The organism is Pseudohalioglobus lutimaris, from assembly GCF_002866825.1.
In the GTDB taxonomy this organism is placed as follows: domain Bacteria; phylum Pseudomonadota; class Gammaproteobacteria; order Pseudomonadales; family Halieaceae; genus Halioglobus; species Halioglobus lutimaris.
Map to the genome: position 1 here is coordinate 1 of NZ_PKUS01000052.1, position 16,263 is coordinate 16,263.

Genomic DNA, 16,263 nt, shown 5'->3' on the forward strand with positions numbered 1-16,263 from the left:
TTTTTTTTTGGGGCCGCTTTATTCTGCCGGGAAAGTGACCGTGATCGTTACGCCGGGTGGTTCCGTGGTGTTGGCCGCGCTGATGTCTGCTCCCAGGTAGTCGCTGATCAGGCGAACCACATGCAGCCCCAGGCCCAGATGCAGCTGCCCGTCATCGGTGGTGCGCGAGGACACCATGGGTTCAAAAAGGGTACTGCGTATATCTTCTGGCAAAAGCGGGCCCTGGTTGCTGACCGCCAGTATCCAGGTCTGCCCGCTGGGCTGCAGTGAGAGCCTGACGGGAGCTCCAGGCGGGCTGAAGGAGGCTGCATTTTCCACCAGCTTGTCGAGTAGCTGCACGATAAGGTCAGCTGCGGCATTCACACTTGCTGGCTCTTCAGGGACCTCCAGCTCGATCGGGTGGTCCGGGTAGATCGCGCTATAGGCGCCTTGCATATCGCGCAACAACGGCACCAGGTCGAACGGGCGAAGCGGATTTTGTACCAGACTTTCTTCCAGTCGGCTGGCCTCGCTCATCGCCTGCAGTATGCCGTTGAGCCGGGACAGGCCAGCGCGCGCGCGAATCAGGTAGGGGCTGGGACTGTGCTCGCTTGCCGTGGTTTCTTCCAGATTCTCCAGTGATGTTTGAATCACCGCGATCGGGGTGCGCAGTTCATGGGTTAATTTGCGACTGAGTGTGCGCAGATAATCATTGTATTCGCGTAGCCGGTCCAGCAACTCGGCGTACCGCCTTGATAGTTCGCCAATTTCGTCGGGAGCATTGCTGCTCGGGAAGTTAGAAGAGATAACACCATTTTTGCCGATGACATGACTGGCAGCCTTGCTCAGGCGTCCAATACGCAGCGATAGCAGGCTGGCATAAGCCAGCAGCCCAATCGCACCGAGGCCAATGGCGAGCGCACTGTAGCCCAGTAGCCTGCTGAAAGCCTGGTCAGTCAGGGAGAGGTATTGTTCGCTGCTCTGGCTCACGACAACGGCCCCGATGACAGCGTCTCCATCTAGCACTGGTGCGGACACCACGCGCAATGCACGGTTGTTGTTGCCTGGGTCCTGGTAACGCCTGCTGCTTACAGCGCCAGAGAGTGAGTGAGAAATTTCCTCATCGGCGAGCTTGCCAGATGCCTGTATGGCTGGAGCCTGGGTCAGGGCATTGTTTGAGAGGATGCTGCGATACACCAGGCGCAGCAGCCAGAATGTCTCTCGCGTGCGCGGTGCGTCTGCGCTGGTCTGAAGGCCACCAACGATCCAGCCAGCGTTGTCGAGAAGGTGTACGGAGTCGGCTTGTGCACGAAACGGTGACAATGCAGCTTGCACAGCGTCGGGCGTGTGAATCAACCAGGGCGGTGCATGGGTGTCCAACGGGGCCGTGTTACCGATGGTGTGTACCGGACTGTCGTTGCCGGTCTTGCTGTCGATAACGTAGAACCCAAGGCGTCCGCCGATGAGCTCCAGTGGTATTTCCAGTTCCAGAGTATAGCCACCAAGCGCGTCTTGCCAGTAACCCCAGATTTGCTCCGCGTCTACGCCGCGCTCGCGCCGCCCGGCAGCGCTGGCTCGCACACTGCCGGGTGCGGCAGTAGCCAGCGCGTAATCCTGCCTCCGGCCATTCTGCCATGTGCGCAGTATCACGCGGTCGCCATTGGGTTCGCGGCTCAGCCCGGGGTTGTGGTAGACCACTTCCTCATCTTCGATATGCAACAGCAGGTACAGGTTTTCGCTGTGGGTAAGTGCCTGCAGGCTTACGGACAGGGAATCCTCCGCATGGGAGGCAGGCCAATGGGCCCTGGGTACGTCCTCCCAGCCCTCTGCATAACCGTCTACCACCACGGCATGTAATGAAGGCTGTGCGTAGACCGATTGGTGTGAATCGCCCGGGTCAGCTATGCGCCCCAGGTCAGTGTAGATCAGGGTGGGGCGCTCACTGGCCATGGCGGCAATGGTCTCCGCTGTAGCGAGCAGCGCCTGCTCTTGCGCCTCACCCAGGGCGCCCTCCATCTCGCGGATAAACTGACAACCGGCCCACGGTAGAGAGAGCAGCAGGAGGGAAACAACAATCAGCTGTCGGCGCAGGTTGAACCTCAACCTTTCCATCTATACCCCACTCCGTAAGCGGTATCGATGGCCGCGAAGGACTCATCCAGTGCCAGGAACTTGCGCCGAATACGCTTGATATGAGAGGTAATGGTGTTGTCGTCCAGCACCACGTCGGCGCTGTCCATCAGTTGCTGGCGGCTTTTTATGTGGCCGGGGTGCTGCGCCAGGGCATTGACCATCCAGAACTCGGTGACGGTCAGCTCGAGTACCTCGCCGCGCCAACTCGCAGTCATCCTTTCCCGGTTCATTTCCAGGTCGCCCTGGCGCAGTAGCTGCTCCTGACGTTCAGGAGCGCCCAGCGCACGTACACGGCGCAGCAGCGCATGGATGCGGGCCAGCAGCTGAGCATTGGAGATCCCTTTAGTCAGATACTCATCAGCACCAAGGCGCAACCCGGAAATAATATCCAGCTCTGAGTCTCTCGCCGTGAGAAAGACAATGGGGAGGGTTGGTGACTGCGCGCGCAGCTCACGGCAGAGCTCGAAACCGCCCTCCATTTCGTCACCGAGCCCGACGTCAATTATGGCCAGATCTGGCAGCTGTAACGCGAACGCCTGCCCCGCGCTACCGCGGTTGGCGTATACGGATACGCGGAAGCCCTGGCGCTGCAGGTGATCCCGGTAATTTGCGGCGATGGTGGCTTCGTCTTCAACGATGGCGATGTGCTGGGGCATCTGTTTTACAGGCGGGAGAAAATGAATGATTGCATGGTTTCAGATATCCGCCTGGACCTCAAGCGGCCGCCACAATTGATCACAATTCCCCATAAGCAGGCCATTTTCGATCCCCGGTAATGCCACAGCACCGGCGTTCAATGGAAGTCAACGTAACTGGAGAGCCTACGATGAATCTACCTCGCCTGTACCGCACTGTGTCCCGTGATCGCCAGCGATTCGAATGCCTGTCATGGTGGTTATGTTTTCGCTGCCTGCCAGTCCTGTTAATGATTTTGCTCTCGCTGCTGTTGCTGTCTGCGACCGCGGTACGTGCAGAGTCGGTCGCAGCGGGCGACGTCGGCAGTGGGCAGCTACTACTGACTGACCAGCAGGGCAAAGTGCACACTGCGATGACGCAGCGCAGCCGCGTTGATATGCGTATCTCGGGAATGGTTGCCGTGGTCCGGCTCGAACAGGTATTCAGGAACGAAACGGAAGACTGGATGGAAGGTGTTTACGCCTTTCCGCTGCCCGGCTCGAGTGCTGTTCGTTTCATGCAGATGAAACTGGGCGAAAGACGTATTGTCGGCAAGATCAAAGAGAAGGAGGAGGCCAGAAAGTCCTACCAGAAGGCGCTTCACGCCGGCAAAAAAGCCTCACTTGTAGAACAGCAGCGTCCTAACCTCTTTACCACACGAGTGGCGAACGTCGCGCCGGGCGAGGAGGTAGTGGTCGAGCTTGAATATGTGCAGACTGCTTTATACCAGGACGGCCGCTTCAGTGTGCGCCTGCCCACTACCATCACTCCGCGCTATATGCCCGGAATCCCCGGCGATGAACTGCGGTCGCTGACGGTGCTGCCCACGCATGGTTGGGCGGTGCCTACCGACCAGGTTGCTGATGCACCCGCGATATCGCCATTGCAGCACGCCGACCCTGGCTCGGATGTGCAGCCCCACAACCCACTGGAAATCTACATTGAACTGGATGCGGGAATGCCGCTGGCCAGCGTGGATTCGCCTTATCACCAGGTGATACTTAACCGCAGTGGCCAGTTATATACGCTGCAGCTCGCGGCAGGAAAGACCGAGATGGATCGGGACTTCGTGCTCAACTGGCGCCCCGTTGCAGCCAGCGCGCCAGCCGGAGCGCTGTTCACGGAGCAGGTCGACGGTGAATTCTATGGCTTGCTGATGCTGGTCCCCCCGGCGCTGCAGCAGCCGGCCTCGCTGCCACCCAGGGAACTGATCTTTGTGATCGATACTTCGGGCTCTATGGGCGGGGTGTCTATTCGCCAGGCCAGGGCAAGTCTTGGCCGCTCATTGCAGCTTCTGCGACAGCAGGACCGCTTCAATATTATCGAGTTCAATAGCGACTATCGCATGCTGTTCCGGCGTGCGCAGCCGGCAACTTCGCATAACCTTCAGCTGGCCGGGGAGTTTACGCGCCACCTGCACGCGTCCGGCGGTACGGAGATGCTCCCCGTGTTGCGTGCCGCACTGAGCGCACAGGACGATGTCGATGAATTGGTCACGCAGCCACCCTTGCGCCAGGTTGTGTTTATTACCGACGGCGCAGTGGGCAATGAAGAAGCGCTGTTTGGGGAAATCGTCGAGCGCATTGGAGCGTCACGCCTGTTCACTGTAGGTATAGGCTCAGCGCCTAACAGCTGGTTTATGCGTAAGGCAGCTGACTATGGGCGGGGGAGCTATACCAGTATTGGCGAGGAGACTGAGGTCGACGCGACCATGTCCAATCTGTTCAAACGGCTGTCCACACCCGCAGCACTGGATATTGATGTGACCTGGCCGGATACCGCTGAGGTGTGGCCACAGCGAGTACCGGATCTTTATGCGGGTGAGCCCCTGCACCTGCTGGTCAAACTGGGTAGTGAACTGCCTGACCAGCCGCTGATTGTCAGCGGCCGGGTAGGGGACTCAGATTGGCAGACGTCACTACAGTGGCCCGCACAACAATCGGAAGCTGCCCCAAGGCATGCCGGTGTGGCCTCACTGTGGGCACGCAAAAAGATTGAACAGCTCCTGGGTGAGAAGCATAGGGCGGAGGATCCGCAAAGCCTTCGTGACAAGGTGCTGCCGATTGCACTGCGTCACCAGTTGCTCAGCCCCTATACCAGCTATGTCGCCGTAGAAGAGGCGAAGGCGAGACCGTCCGACGCTGCGCTTGAGAGTCGACCTGTTCCCAACAGCAGGCCGCGCGGTCAGTCGTCGCAGCCCTATGCCTATCCGCGAACGGCCACCACGGCGACAGCCAATATCTGGCTGGGTAGCTTGCTGCTGTTGATAGCGATATTCGTTCGCCTGTGCCGTCAGGAGGGTGAGCATGCCTAGGCCGCTGTTCTCGCTATTGGTTGCGGTATCACTGGCAGTCTCATTACACCAGTTTGGCCTTGCCGCACTCATCCATGCCAAGGCCTGGCTTGCACCCATATTGGTGCAGCAGGCCTGGGAGAAAAGTCTGGCCGGACACGGGCGTTCGGTGAAACCCTGGCCCTGGGCAGATACCTGGCCGGTTGCTCGGCTAGTGGTGCCCAGCCTGGGCGTGACGCGCTACGTGCTGTATGGAGATAGCGGCCATGCCCTGGCATTTGGACCGGGGCACGACTCCGGCTCGGCACCCATTGGATCGGAAGGGGTGGCGGTAGTCGGCGGTCATCGCGACACCCACTTCGCCTTTCTGCGACGTTTACGGCAGGGGTTGCTGGTTGAGGTCGAGCTGCCGGACCGGCGCCGTCGCCGTTACCAGGTGGTGGAGACCAGCGTCGTCGACAGCTCACAGGGGCTGCTGCCCGTCACCCATAGTGGTGAGCAGTTGCTGCTGGTTACGTGCTATCCCTTTGGCGCGATCAATGCAGCCGGCCCAATGCGACTCGTTGTGCGCATGGCGCCTGCTGAGAACGGAGACGGCAGTAGATTGTCGAGTGACCTGCGCGCCTGAATTCAGATATATGAGCCGGTGTCTCAAATCCTCGTTGGCTTGTATAATTGGTCGCTCTGAACTTTGAGTGAGGCTGCAGACAGTCGATGAATTCTCCAATGATCAAGCCGCTGGACGCTGTCTGGCTGATGATGGAAACCGACGAGACCCCCATGCACATGGGTGTGCTTGCCATATTCAGGAAGCCGCAAACCACGGCTTCAAATTACTTTGCAGACCTTGCCAGGAGTATGCGCTCGGTACCGCCCGTCGCGCCCTGGAACTGTCGTGTCTCCCGGCGCGTGGGCTATCGATTGATCGAGGAGAAGAACTTTGATATTGACTACCACTTTCGTCGCTCGGCGCTCCCCGAGCCCGGTGGCGAGCGTGAACTGGGGCAGATGATATCGAGTTTGCACAGCACTGCACTGGATCCGCACCGACCACTGTGGGAGGTCCATCTGATCGAGGGGCTGGAGCGCAACCGGTTTGCCCTGTATGTAAAGGTGCATCATGCGCTGGTTGGGGGTGTTAACGGCATTCCTCCCGTGCTGGCCACCCTGTCTGCCAGCGCACGGGCCCGAGGCGCCGAGCCGCTCTGGGCCCAGCCAATCGTAAACAGTGATCAGCAGGATGACCTGACCGACACTCTGCAGTGGCCGGGGTTGTCCACTACGGTCGATTCGCTGACCACCATGGGGCGAGCAGCACTGGGCTTGTTGCGCGGTGCGATCAGACCCAGCGAGCGCAATAGTTTTCTGTTTCCCCGGGGTACGCCGCGTTCAACCCTCAACCGGCATATTACTGCCCAGCGGCGCTTTGCTACCCAGCAGTTCGAGCAGCAGCGTATAGAAGCGTTGGCGGATGCCACTGACAGTACGGTCAACGAAATACTGACCTACCTTTGCGGCAGTTCCCTGCGGCGTTTTTTCAAGGAATATAATGCGCTGCCGGATGAGTCTCTTGTCGGGGTGATTCCAGTTTCTTTGCAGGAGCGCGGGCAGCATCTGGCGGGCAATGCGATTGCAGGATTGCGCGTGCCACTGGGTACACATATAGCCGATCCCTTGCGGCGTCTGCAGTCGGTAAAAACCGCGCTCAAAGAAGTGCGTGAGGACCGGGCCTCGCTGCCGGAGGATTCCGTGACCTCCTATGTGATGTTGCGCGCTGCGCCGTTGTATGCGAGCCAGGTTGCAGGTGTCGGGCAGTTTGTCCCTCCCCTTTATAACCTGGCTATTTCCAATACTCTCGGTGAAGAGCGGCCGTTGTACCTCAATGGCGCACGCCTGGAGGCTGTGTACCCGCTCAGCCCGCTAATGCAGTTCACCGCACTGAGTATTGATTGTGTCAGTTACGCCGGCACGCTGAACATTGGTTTTACCGGTGCGCGTGAGACGCTGCCGCACCTGCAGCGAATGGCGGTCTACCTTGGCAAGGCACTGGAAGACCTTGAAGAACTGGTCGCAGAAGGGGAACTCGCCTGATGAACAAGTTTTCAAGATTTGCCCTGGACCAGGGGCTGGCGCTGAATCAACGCATGGCTGAGTCCACGGCGAACAGTATAGATTGGTTATTCAAGCGCGATACCCTGATCAAGTCGGGCCGCACCTGGTTTGAACTGGTGCACGATGGCGACCTGATGTCGGTGCGTTATTACGCACTGCCCGAGGACGACGAGATCGAACTTGTGGACGGCAGCACCATGGCCATACAGCGCAAGCAGCACGCGGTGCCGCTGGTGCTGGTGCCGCCCCTTGGCGTGACTACAGAAACCTTTGACCTGATGCCCCAGCGCAGCCTGGTCCGTTATATGGTCGCCAGGGGGTTCAAGGTCTACCTGGTAGACTGGGGTAAGCCCGGAAAGGAGCACGCGCATCTTGGCCTGCTGGATTACTCGCGAGACATGATGGGCGTCGCCCTGGACAAGGTACGACGCCATTCAGGCAGTCAAGACCTTTCCATGATGGGTTGGTGCATGGGGGGACTCTTTTGCCTGCTGTACCAGGGGCTCACCCAGGACAAGCATCTTCGCAATATTGTTACTGTCGCCAGCCCCATCGACCTGGAAACAGGCAAGGGCGTGATTTCGATGGTGGCCGGCATGGCTCAGGCGATGGATGGCCCGGCAAAACTGGTGAGCAATTATTCCAATTTACGTCTTAATACGCTGGATCCGGCGCGGCTTTCCATGCCCGACTGGTTGACCACGCTGGTGTTCAAGATGACGGACCCTGTGGGCAGTGTCACCACCTACTGGGACCTGGTTACCAACCTGCGTGATCGTAAGTTCGTGGAATCCCATTCCACCACTTCGGATTATCTCAATAATATGCTTCGCTACCCGGGTGGCGTGGTGCGTGATATGGCCGCCGGTGTGGTCAATGAGAACCAGCTGGCGCGGGGCAGGGTGCATATCGACGACTCTGTTGCTGAGTTGGACCGGATAAACTGTAACCTGCTCGCCTTTGCGGGAAAGACCGATATTCTTGTGCCTCCTGAGGTCGCCGGCGGAATTGTTAATGTCGTCGCCTCGCCAGACAGGGAGTTTCGCGAGGCTCCCGGCGGACATATGGGTGTGATTATAGGCAGCAAGGCGCAGAAGGCGGTGTGGGCGGACTCTGCTGACTGGCTGGCCAAGCGTTCCGGCGCCAGGCCTGCCGCGCGTAAAAAGTCGTCTTCCAAAAAGTCGTCTCCTAAAAAGTCGCCTTCTAAAAAGCGCTAGAGGGTGAGTGCCGCGCCTCCCTTGAGGGGACGCGGCAGACATTCAGTCGATGAGGCTACATGCGTCCCATTTTGGCGCGGACCTGTGATAGAATCCGCCGCCTCGAAACGGGTTCCCGGAACCCCAACCTCAGCCTTGAATCCCGGATTGAAGCTGATTCACGTGGCCTTTTGTAGGGGCCACCACTGATAGAAGGAAAGCTCATGCCTGTTGTGACCCTGCCTGACGGCTCCCAACGCTCATTTGAAAACCCCGTCACTGTTCATGAAGTGGCGGCTGATATTGGCCCCGGTCTCGCCAAAGCCGCCCTTGCAGGCGTTGTTGACGGCCGCGAGCGCGACACATCTTACGTGATTGAAGCGGATGCCTCGCTGTCCATCATTACAGACCGGGACGAAGCCGGCCTGGACATTATTCGTCATTCCACAGCGCATCTGCTGGCGATGGCCACTCAGGAACTGTTCCCCGGGGTACAGGTAACCATAGGCCCGGTGATCGAGGATGGCTTTTATTACGATTTCGCCACCGAGCACAGTTTTACCCCCGAGGACCTCGCCCGTATAGAAGCGCGCATGCAGGAACTGGTTGAGCAGGATATTCCGGTTACTCGCATTGTCACCAGCCGTGAAAAGGCAATAGAGCTGTTTCGCAGCATTGGTGAAGAGTACAAGGTGCAGATCATTGAGGACCTGCCGGCAGGTGAAGAAATTTCCCTGTATAAACAGGGTGACTGGGGGGACCTGTGTCGCGGGCCCCATGCACCCAGCACCGGCAAGTTGGGTGCATTCAAGCTGACCAAGGTCGCGGGAGCATACTGGCGCGGTGACTCCAATAACGAAATGCTGCAGCGTATTTACGGCACCGCCTGGGCCAACAAGAAACAGCTCAAGCAATACCTGCACCGTATCGAGGAAGCGGAAAAGCGCGACCATCGCAAGATAGGCAAGAAGCTGGACCTGTTCCACACCCAGGAAGAGGCGCCTGGAATGGTATTCTGGCACCCGGCGGGTTGGAGTATCTACCAGACCATCGAACAGTACATGCGCGATCAGCAGCGATTGCAGGGGTATCAGGAGATCAAGACACCGCAGTTGGTCGATCTGTCCCTGTGGGAAAAGTCAGGTCATGCTGACAAGTTCGGCGATGACATGTTTATGCTTAAATCGGACGAGCGCGATTTTGCGGTCAAACCGATGAACTGTCCCTGCCACGTGCAGGTATTCAACCAGGGCTTGAAGTCATATCGTGACCTGCCGTTGCGATTGGCCGAATTCGGTTCCTGTCATCGCAACGAGCCTTCCGGCTCGCTGCATGGGATAATGCGGGTGCGCGGTTTTGTTCAGGACGATGCGCACATTTTCTGTACTGAAGCCCAGATTCAGCCGGAGGTGTCGACGTTTATCGATTTCCTGCATGCCGTTTATGCCGATTTCGGTTTCTCGGACGTGATCTACCGATTGTCGACCCGGCCCGAGCAGCGCGTGGGGACGGACGAGGACTGGGACCGGGCAGAGAAAGCCTTGGCTGATGCTCTCAATGCCCAGGACTTGCCCTGGGAGGAGCTGCCGGGAGAGGGCGCATTTTATGGCCCGAAGATCGAATTCTCGCTGAAGGACTGCATTGGGCGGGTGTGGCAACTGGGGACCATCCAGGTTGATTTCTCCATGCCTGGGCGTCTCGATGCGCAGTATGTAGCCGAGGATGGCTCCCGTCAGGTGCCGGTTATGCTGCACCGGGCGATTCTGGGTTCATTCGAGCGATTTATCGGAATTTTGATCGAGCATTACGAAGGAGTCTTCCCCACCTGGCTCGCTCCGACACAGGCCGTAGTGGTCAATATCACGGATAAACAGGCCGAATACGCCAAAACTGTGGAAGATTCCTTAAAAAACAAGGGCTTTCGGGTGATTTCGGACTTGAGAAACGAAAAGATCGGCTTTAAAATCCGCGAGCACACGATTCAGAAGGTTCCCTACATTCTCGTAGTGGGGGATAAAGAAGTAGAATCACAGACAGTGGCCGTGCGCGCTCGTCGTGGAGAGGACTTGGGATCTATGGATCTCAATGCGTTTACAGCGCACCTCACACAGGACGTAGGGCGTCGCGGTCGTATTACAATGGCATAGTGGAGAGTCAGTATTAAGAAAGATAGCAAAGGCGCTGCGAAAAAGGCGCTGACTAACGACCAGATCACGGCGGACCCGGTTCGCCTTGTTGGTGCCGAAGGCGAACAGGTGGGCATTGTCTCACTGAGTGAAGCCAAGGCGGCGGCGGAAGCCGCCAGTATGGATCTCGTATTAATAGCTGATTCAGATCCCGCAGTTTGCAAGATCATGGACTACGGGAAACACATCTTTGAGGCGAAGAAGCAAAAGGCTGCTCAAAAGAAGAAGCAGAAGCGTACGCAAGTCAAAGAAATGAAGTTTCGTCCAGGGACGGAGGAAGGAGATTATCAGGTAAAACTACGCAACCTGACACGTTTCCTTGAAAACGGCGATAAGGCCAAAGTCACACTGCGTTTTCGCGGTCGTGAAATGGCTCACCAGGAAATTGGCATGGAGCTACTCAAGCGAGTAGAAGCTGATCTGGCCGAGTTGGGTGGTGTCGAGCAATTTCCGAAAATGGAAGGCCGGCAGCTCACTATGGTTATCGCACCCAAGAAGAAGAGCTGACGGCATTGTGACGCCCCGGTCTCTTTATTTTTTATTATTCAAATGCGGAGTATTTGATTATGTCTAAAGCAAAAGTTCACAGTGGTGCTGCCAAGCGGTTCAAGAAGACCGCCGGTGGTTACAAGCGTAAAAGCGCACACAAAAGTCATATCCTGACCAAGATGACTACCAAGCGGAAGCGTCAGCTGCGCGGAACCTCCATGATTCACAAGAATGATGAAGTTCTGATCGATCGCCTGCTGCGCGCCAAGTAACGGTACCGGACATCACTAGATAGGAAAGGAGAAGACTTATGCCTCGCGTAAAACGTGGTGTAGTGGCGCATCGCCGTCACAAGAAGATTTTGAAGCAGGCCAAGGGTTACTACGGTGCTCGCAGCCGTGTATTCCGGGTTGCCAAGCAAGCCGTCACCAAAGCTGGTCAGTATGCATATCGTGACCGTCGTCAGCGCAAGCGTCAGTTCCGCGCGCTGTGGATCACGCGTATCAATGCCCAGTCTCGTGCCAATGGCCTCAGCTACAGCCGCCTGATCAATGGCCTCAAGAAGGCCGATATTGCCCTGGACCGTCGCGTATTGGCGGACCTGGCAGTGCACGACAAGCCGGCTTTTGCAGCGATCGTGGAGCAAGCGAAGGCCTCTCTGGCCTAAGCCCACCCTCACCGCAGGTTGACCTGCGGTTCGCTGGCTACATGCAAGACTCAAAAGGGAAAGGGCTCAGCTCTTTCCCTTTTTTTATGTACAGGGACGTACGGTATGCCGCGAGAGCCATGGATGGCGGCAGCGGCGAATGTACAGGGACGTACGGTATGCCGCGAAAGCCATGGATGGCGGCAGCGGCGAATGTACATGAATGTAAGGTATGTTCCCCAGAGGTGGGACGCCGAAGCGGAAACGGTTGGGAACAAGACACTTCCCTTATTAATCAGATTTACGTCGAGACCAATTAAATGGAAAACCTCGAACCACTGGCGGCCGAAGCCAGGGCGGCTATCGAAGCCGCCGAAGACAGCGCGACGCTGGAGCAGCTGCGTGTCGATTACCTGGGGAAAAAAGGCCAGATTACGGCCTTACTGAAGGGGCTGGGCCAGCTGTCTGCCGAAGAGCGTCCGCAGGCGGGCGCAAAAATCAATGCAGTCAAAGAGGACCTGCAGGCGCTTATCGGTGATCGCAAAGCGGCGATGGCTGCTGCCGCGGTGGAGGCTCAGCTGTCTGCTGAAACGATCGATGTCACCCTGCCAGGCCGCGGTCAGTCTACTGGCGGTATTCACCCGGTCAGTCGCACCATGGAACGAATGGCGGAATTCTTCGGCGCCATCGGTTTCGACGTGGTGGAAGGGCCGGAAATAGAAGACGATTATCATAACTTTGAAGCACTGAATATCCCCGCGCACCATCCGGCACGCGCCATGCACGACACCTTTTACGTGGACGAGCATACCGTGCTGCGCACTCATACCTCGCCGGTGCAGGTGCGGGTTATGGAGAATCAGGCGCCACCGCTCAAAATCATCTGTCCGGGTCGTGTCTATCGCTGCGATTCTGACCTGACCCACACCCCTATGTTCCATCAGGTGGAAGGGTTGTTGATTGATGAACACACCAGCTTCGCGGACCTGAAGGGCGTGATTGAGGCGTTCCTGCGCGAGTTCTTTGAACGCGAACTGGCTGTGCGTTTTCGGCCTTCCTATTTCCCGTTCACTGAGCCTTCCGCTGAAGTCGACATTCAGTGCGTGAATTGTGGTGGCGACGGTTGTCGGGTCTGCAGTCAGACCGGGTGGCTGGAGGTAATGGGCTGCGGCATGGTGCATCCAAAGGTCTTTGAGTACTCCAACATCGATACTGAGAAGTACACCGGATTTGCTTTTGGCATGGGCGTGGAGCGCCTGGCTATGCTGCGTTACGGCGTGAATGACCTGCGCCTGTTCTTCGACAATGACCTGCGTTTCCTGGAGCAGTTCTGAATACCCATGAGTGTGGAGACTAAACAGTGATTATCAGTGAACAGTGGTTGCGCGAATGGGTCAGCCCGCAAATCAGCACCGAAGAGCTCGCACACCAGATCACCATGGCGGGACTGGAGGTGGATGCGGTTGACCCGGTGGCGGGTGAATTCAGTGGCGTCGTCGTAGCGGAAATATTGTCTGCCCAGCCGCACCCGGATGCGGACAAGTTGCGGGTCTGTGAAGTGAATACCGGCAGCGAGACGGTGCAAATCGTTTGTGGCGCCCCTAACGCCAGAGCAGGGCTCAAGGCTCCCCTGGCTACAGTGGGCGGAATACTGCCCGGCAATTTCAAGATCAAGAAGGCGAAGCTGCGCGGCGTGGAATCATTCGGCATGCTTTGCGCAGAACAGGAACTGGGTCTGTCCGACGCCAACGAAGGCTTGATGGAGTTGCCGGCTGACGCACCCGTTGGCGGGAACCTGCGTGAGTATCTCGGTCTGGACGATCATATGATCGAAATCGGCCTGACACCGAACCGCGCAGACTGCCTGGGTATGGCCGGTATCGCACGCGAGGTGGGCCTGTTGAATAATCTTGCGGTGTGCGGGCCGGCTATTGACGGCGTGCCGGCGACACTGGAAGACACGCTGCCGGTAGAGCTGCTGGCCCCGGAGCGCTGTCCGCGATTTGTCGGGCGAGTGCTTCGAGGAATCGACATCTCCCGGCCCAGCCCACTGTGGCTGCAGGAGAAACTGCGCCGCGTTGGACTGCGTTCAATAGACGCGGTGGTCGACGTCACGAATTACGTGATGATGGAACTGGGCCAGCCGATGCATGCTTTCGACCTGGATAAATTACAGGGAGGGATTCGTGTGCGCACGGCAGAGCAGGGCGAGTCGCTGGAGCTGCTTGATGGCCAGACCGTTGAGCTCAATAGCGATACCCTGGTGATCGCCGATCACAACAGGGCCGTAGCCATGGCCGGCGTGATGGGTGGACAGCAAACCGCCGTGAGCGATCAAACCACAGACCTGTTTCTGGAGGTGGCATTCTTTACACCTGAGCTGCTGGCGGGCAAGCCCCGCTCCTATGGTTTGCATACTGATGCATCCCATCGCTTTGAGCGCGGTGTCGACTTTACCCTGCAAACCACGGCAATGGAGCGGGCGACCGCACTGCTGCTGGAAATCGTCGGCGGGCAGGCAGGCCCGGTAACGGAGACAGTCTCAGCAGCGCATGTCCCCGAACGGCCGGATGTGGTATTGCGCGCGGCACGCATTAAGCGGCTGCTGGGCTTCGAAATGGAGCACGACGAGGTCACGCGTATTTTGAGCGGCCTGGGCCTGGGCGTTTCCGTTACGGACAGCGGATGGCGTTGCACGGTGCCCAGCTGGCGTTTCGACATCGCTATAGAAGCAGACTTGCTGGAAGAGCTGGCGCGAGTCTACGGCTACAATCGTATGCCCACTACACAGCCCACAACCGATCTGGTGATTCCGCCCAGGCCAGAGAAAACCTTGGCGCTCCCGGCACTCAGGCGCCACCTGGCCGCCCGGGGTTACCGTGAGGCGATCACCTACAGCTTTGTTGATCCCAGGATGCAGCGGGTGTTTGATCCAGGCCTGCATCCTGTGGCGCTGGCCAATCCTATCTCCGCAGACATGGGGGTCATGCGCACCAGCCTGCTGCCGGGTCTGGTTTCTGCCGTATTGCGCAATACCAACCGGCAGCAACCGCGGGTGCGGCTGTTCGAAACCGGCCTGCGTTTCCTGCCCGGCGAGGACTGCCTGAAACAGGTGCCCACGCTGGCGATGGTGATTACTGGCGATCGCTTTGCAGAGAACTGGAGCGTGCCAGCGCAGGCCACCGACTTCTTCGACCTGAAGGGCGACCTGGAGAGTTTGTGTGCGCTGACACGCAGCGAGGACAGCTTCAGTTTCTCGGCCGCCCGTCGCGATGCTTTCCATCCCGGTCAAACAGCCCTGCTGTCCCGGGACGAGGAAGTGGTGGGTTACCTGGGCGCGCTACACCCCTCGGTGTGTCAAGAGCTGGGTCTGAATACCGCGCTGTATGCCTGCGAGATCACCCTGTCTGCGTTATTGCAGGCAGAACTGCCGGCATTTGCTGAATTGTCGAAGTTTCCCGAAGTTCGCCGCGATTTGGCGGTAATAGTAGACAAAGATGTGTCGGCGGGTGACCTGTTGAGAAATGTTCGAGCATCGGCGGGGAGTTACCTCACAGACTTAACCTTGTTTGATGTCTATGAGGGCAAAGGCATTGATCCTAAAAGAAAAAGTGTGGGGCTGGGTTTGACATTCCGGGATTCTTCGCGCACTCTTAGCGATCAGGATGTGAACCTCGCTGTTGACCAAGTGGTTGATTCGTTGGGGAAAAACTATAAAGCAGAGCTCAGGAACTAGGTAACGGAAAATGTCCGCGCTGACAAAATCTGAAATGGCGGAGCGCCTGTTTGAAGAGCTTGGGCTCAACAAACGCGAAGCCAAAGAGATTGTTGAGCTCTTCTTCGAGGAGATTCGCACCTGTCTTGAAAACAACGAACAGGTGAAGTTGTCCGGTTTTGGCAACTTTGATCTCCGCGATAAGAGCCAGCGCCCGGGGCGCAATCCCAAGACCGGTGAAGAGATCCCGATCTCTGCCCGTCGCGTGGTGACCTTCAGACCTGGCCAGAAGCTCAAAGCCCGAGTAGAAGAATATGTTGGAACCGAGCAACAATAACGAACTACCCGCCATTCCGGGGAAGCGCTACTTCACCATTGGTGAGGTCAGCGAACTGTGTGCCGTAAAGCCACACGTGCTGCGCTATTGGGAGCAGGAGTTTCCGCAGCTTAAACCGGTCAAGCGCCGCGGCAACCGTCGCTATTATCAGCGCGACGACGTACTCACCATCCGCCAGATCCGCAGTTTGCTCTATGATCAGGGCTATACCATTGGGGGCGCGCGTCAGCGCATGACCGACGAGGGCGATGGCAACATCGGCGTTGATATCAAGGCGGTGATCAAAGAAACGATCGAAGAACTGGAAGAACTGCTCAGGACGCTGTCGCCAGCGAAATAGTCTTTGTCAGCGGGGTGGTTTTGAGTATAATGCCGCCCTCGCAAACATTGCGATTCTCGGGGCGTAGCGCAGCCTGGTAGCGCACCACACTGGGGGTGTGGTGGTCGCAGGTTCAAATCCTGCCGTCCCGACCAATTTCCAAATCTTTCAGGCTCTTCCCCA

14 protein-coding genes and 1 tRNA gene are annotated in these 16,263 nt (G+C 57.8%); 13 read left to right on the top strand and 2 right to left on the bottom strand.

What is annotated here, in order from left to right; genetic code table 11:
* Nucleotides 1–18 precede the first annotated feature (18 nt).
* Together C0039_RS20410 and pdsR are read right to left on the bottom strand one after the other, a co-directional pair.
* The gene (locus C0039_RS20410) at nt 19–2,091 is read right to left on the bottom strand and encodes an ATP-binding protein (RefSeq protein WP_101519154.1); all 2,073 of its coding nucleotides are present in this window, start codon (nt 2,089–2,091) and stop codon (nt 19–21) included.
* Nucleotides 2,079–2,768 carry a proteobacterial dedicated sortase system response regulator gene (gene pdsR, locus C0039_RS20415; protein ID WP_076001655.1) on the bottom strand — a complete coding sequence of 230 codons (690 nt, stop codon included), beginning with the start codon at nt 2,766–2,768 and terminating at the stop codon, nt 2,079–2,081. The genes C0039_RS20410 and pdsR overlap by 13 nt, the downstream gene beginning before the upstream one ends.
* 170 nt (nt 2,769–2,938) lie before the next feature.
* Between pdsR and C0039_RS20420 the strand changes: the two genes are divergently transcribed.
* From C0039_RS20420 to C0039_RS20480, 13 genes are all read left to right on the top strand, one after another.
* On the top strand, nt 2,939–5,101 hold the full coding sequence (locus C0039_RS20420) for a marine proteobacterial sortase target protein (RefSeq protein ID WP_165787207.1): 2,163 nt from the start codon (nt 2,939–2,941) through the stop codon (nt 5,099–5,101).
* Nucleotides 5,094–5,708, top strand: coding sequence for a class GN sortase (locus C0039_RS20425; RefSeq protein ID WP_101519156.1), 615 nt, complete (start codon nt 5,094–5,096; stop codon nt 5,706–5,708). The genes C0039_RS20420 and C0039_RS20425 overlap by 8 nt, the downstream gene beginning before the upstream one ends.
* A 98-nt stretch (nt 5,709–5,806) precedes the next feature.
* Entirely contained in the window at nt 5,807–7,171 is a 1,365-nt protein-coding gene (locus tag C0039_RS20430) for a wax ester/triacylglycerol synthase family O-acyltransferase (RefSeq protein ID WP_076001653.1), read from the top strand.
* Nucleotides 7,171–8,409, top strand: coding sequence for an alpha/beta fold hydrolase (locus tag C0039_RS20435; RefSeq protein WP_076001652.1), 1,239 nt, complete (start codon nt 7,171–7,173; stop codon nt 8,407–8,409). The genes C0039_RS20430 and C0039_RS20435 overlap by 1 nt, the downstream gene beginning before the upstream one ends.
* A gap of 203 nt (nt 8,410–8,612) precedes the next feature.
* On the top strand, nt 8,613–10,535 hold the full coding sequence (gene thrS / locus C0039_RS20440; RefSeq protein ID WP_076001651.1) for a threonine--tRNA ligase: 1,923 nt from the start codon (nt 8,613–8,615) through the stop codon (nt 10,533–10,535).
* Between the two features lie 48 nt (nt 10,536–10,583).
* Nucleotides 10,584–11,081: a translation initiation factor IF-3 gene (gene infC, locus C0039_RS20445; protein WP_106426825.1), complete on the top strand. Its 498-nt coding sequence runs from the start codon at nt 10,584–10,586 to the stop codon at nt 11,079–11,081.
* 59 nt (nt 11,082–11,140) lie between these two features.
* Nucleotides 11,141–11,335, top strand: a complete 195-nt coding sequence (rpmI, locus tag C0039_RS20450; RefSeq protein WP_076001649.1) for a 50S ribosomal protein L35 — start codon at nt 11,141–11,143, stop codon at nt 11,333–11,335.
* A gap of 38 nt (nt 11,336–11,373) precedes the next feature.
* Complete coding sequence (gene rplT, locus C0039_RS20455) at nt 11,374–11,730, top strand: 50S ribosomal protein L20 (RefSeq protein ID WP_040541246.1); 357 nt, start codon at nt 11,374–11,376, stop codon at nt 11,728–11,730.
* Nucleotides 11,731–12,029: 299 nt separating this feature from the next.
* Nucleotides 12,030–13,043, top strand: coding sequence for a phenylalanine--tRNA ligase subunit alpha (gene pheS, locus C0039_RS20460; RefSeq protein ID WP_076001648.1), 1,014 nt, complete (start codon nt 12,030–12,032; stop codon nt 13,041–13,043).
* Between the two features lie 26 nt (nt 13,044–13,069).
* Nucleotides 13,070–15,445, top strand: coding sequence for a phenylalanine--tRNA ligase subunit beta (gene pheT, locus C0039_RS20465; protein WP_101519157.1), 2,376 nt, complete (start codon nt 13,070–13,072; stop codon nt 15,443–15,445).
* A 10-nt stretch (nt 15,446–15,455) separates the two neighbouring features.
* On the top strand, nt 15,456–15,761 hold the full coding sequence (ihfA, locus tag C0039_RS20470) for an integration host factor subunit alpha (RefSeq protein WP_076001646.1): 306 nt from the start codon (nt 15,456–15,458) through the stop codon (nt 15,759–15,761).
* Nucleotides 15,739–16,101: a MerR family transcriptional regulator gene (locus C0039_RS20475; protein ID WP_076001645.1), complete on the top strand. Its 363-nt coding sequence runs from the start codon at nt 15,739–15,741 to the stop codon at nt 16,099–16,101. The genes ihfA and C0039_RS20475 overlap by 23 nt, the downstream gene beginning before the upstream one ends.
* A gap of 57 nt (nt 16,102–16,158) precedes the next feature.
* A tRNA-Pro gene (locus C0039_RS20480) sits at nt 16,159–16,235 on the top strand.
* Nucleotides 16,236–16,263: the final 28 nt, after the last annotated feature.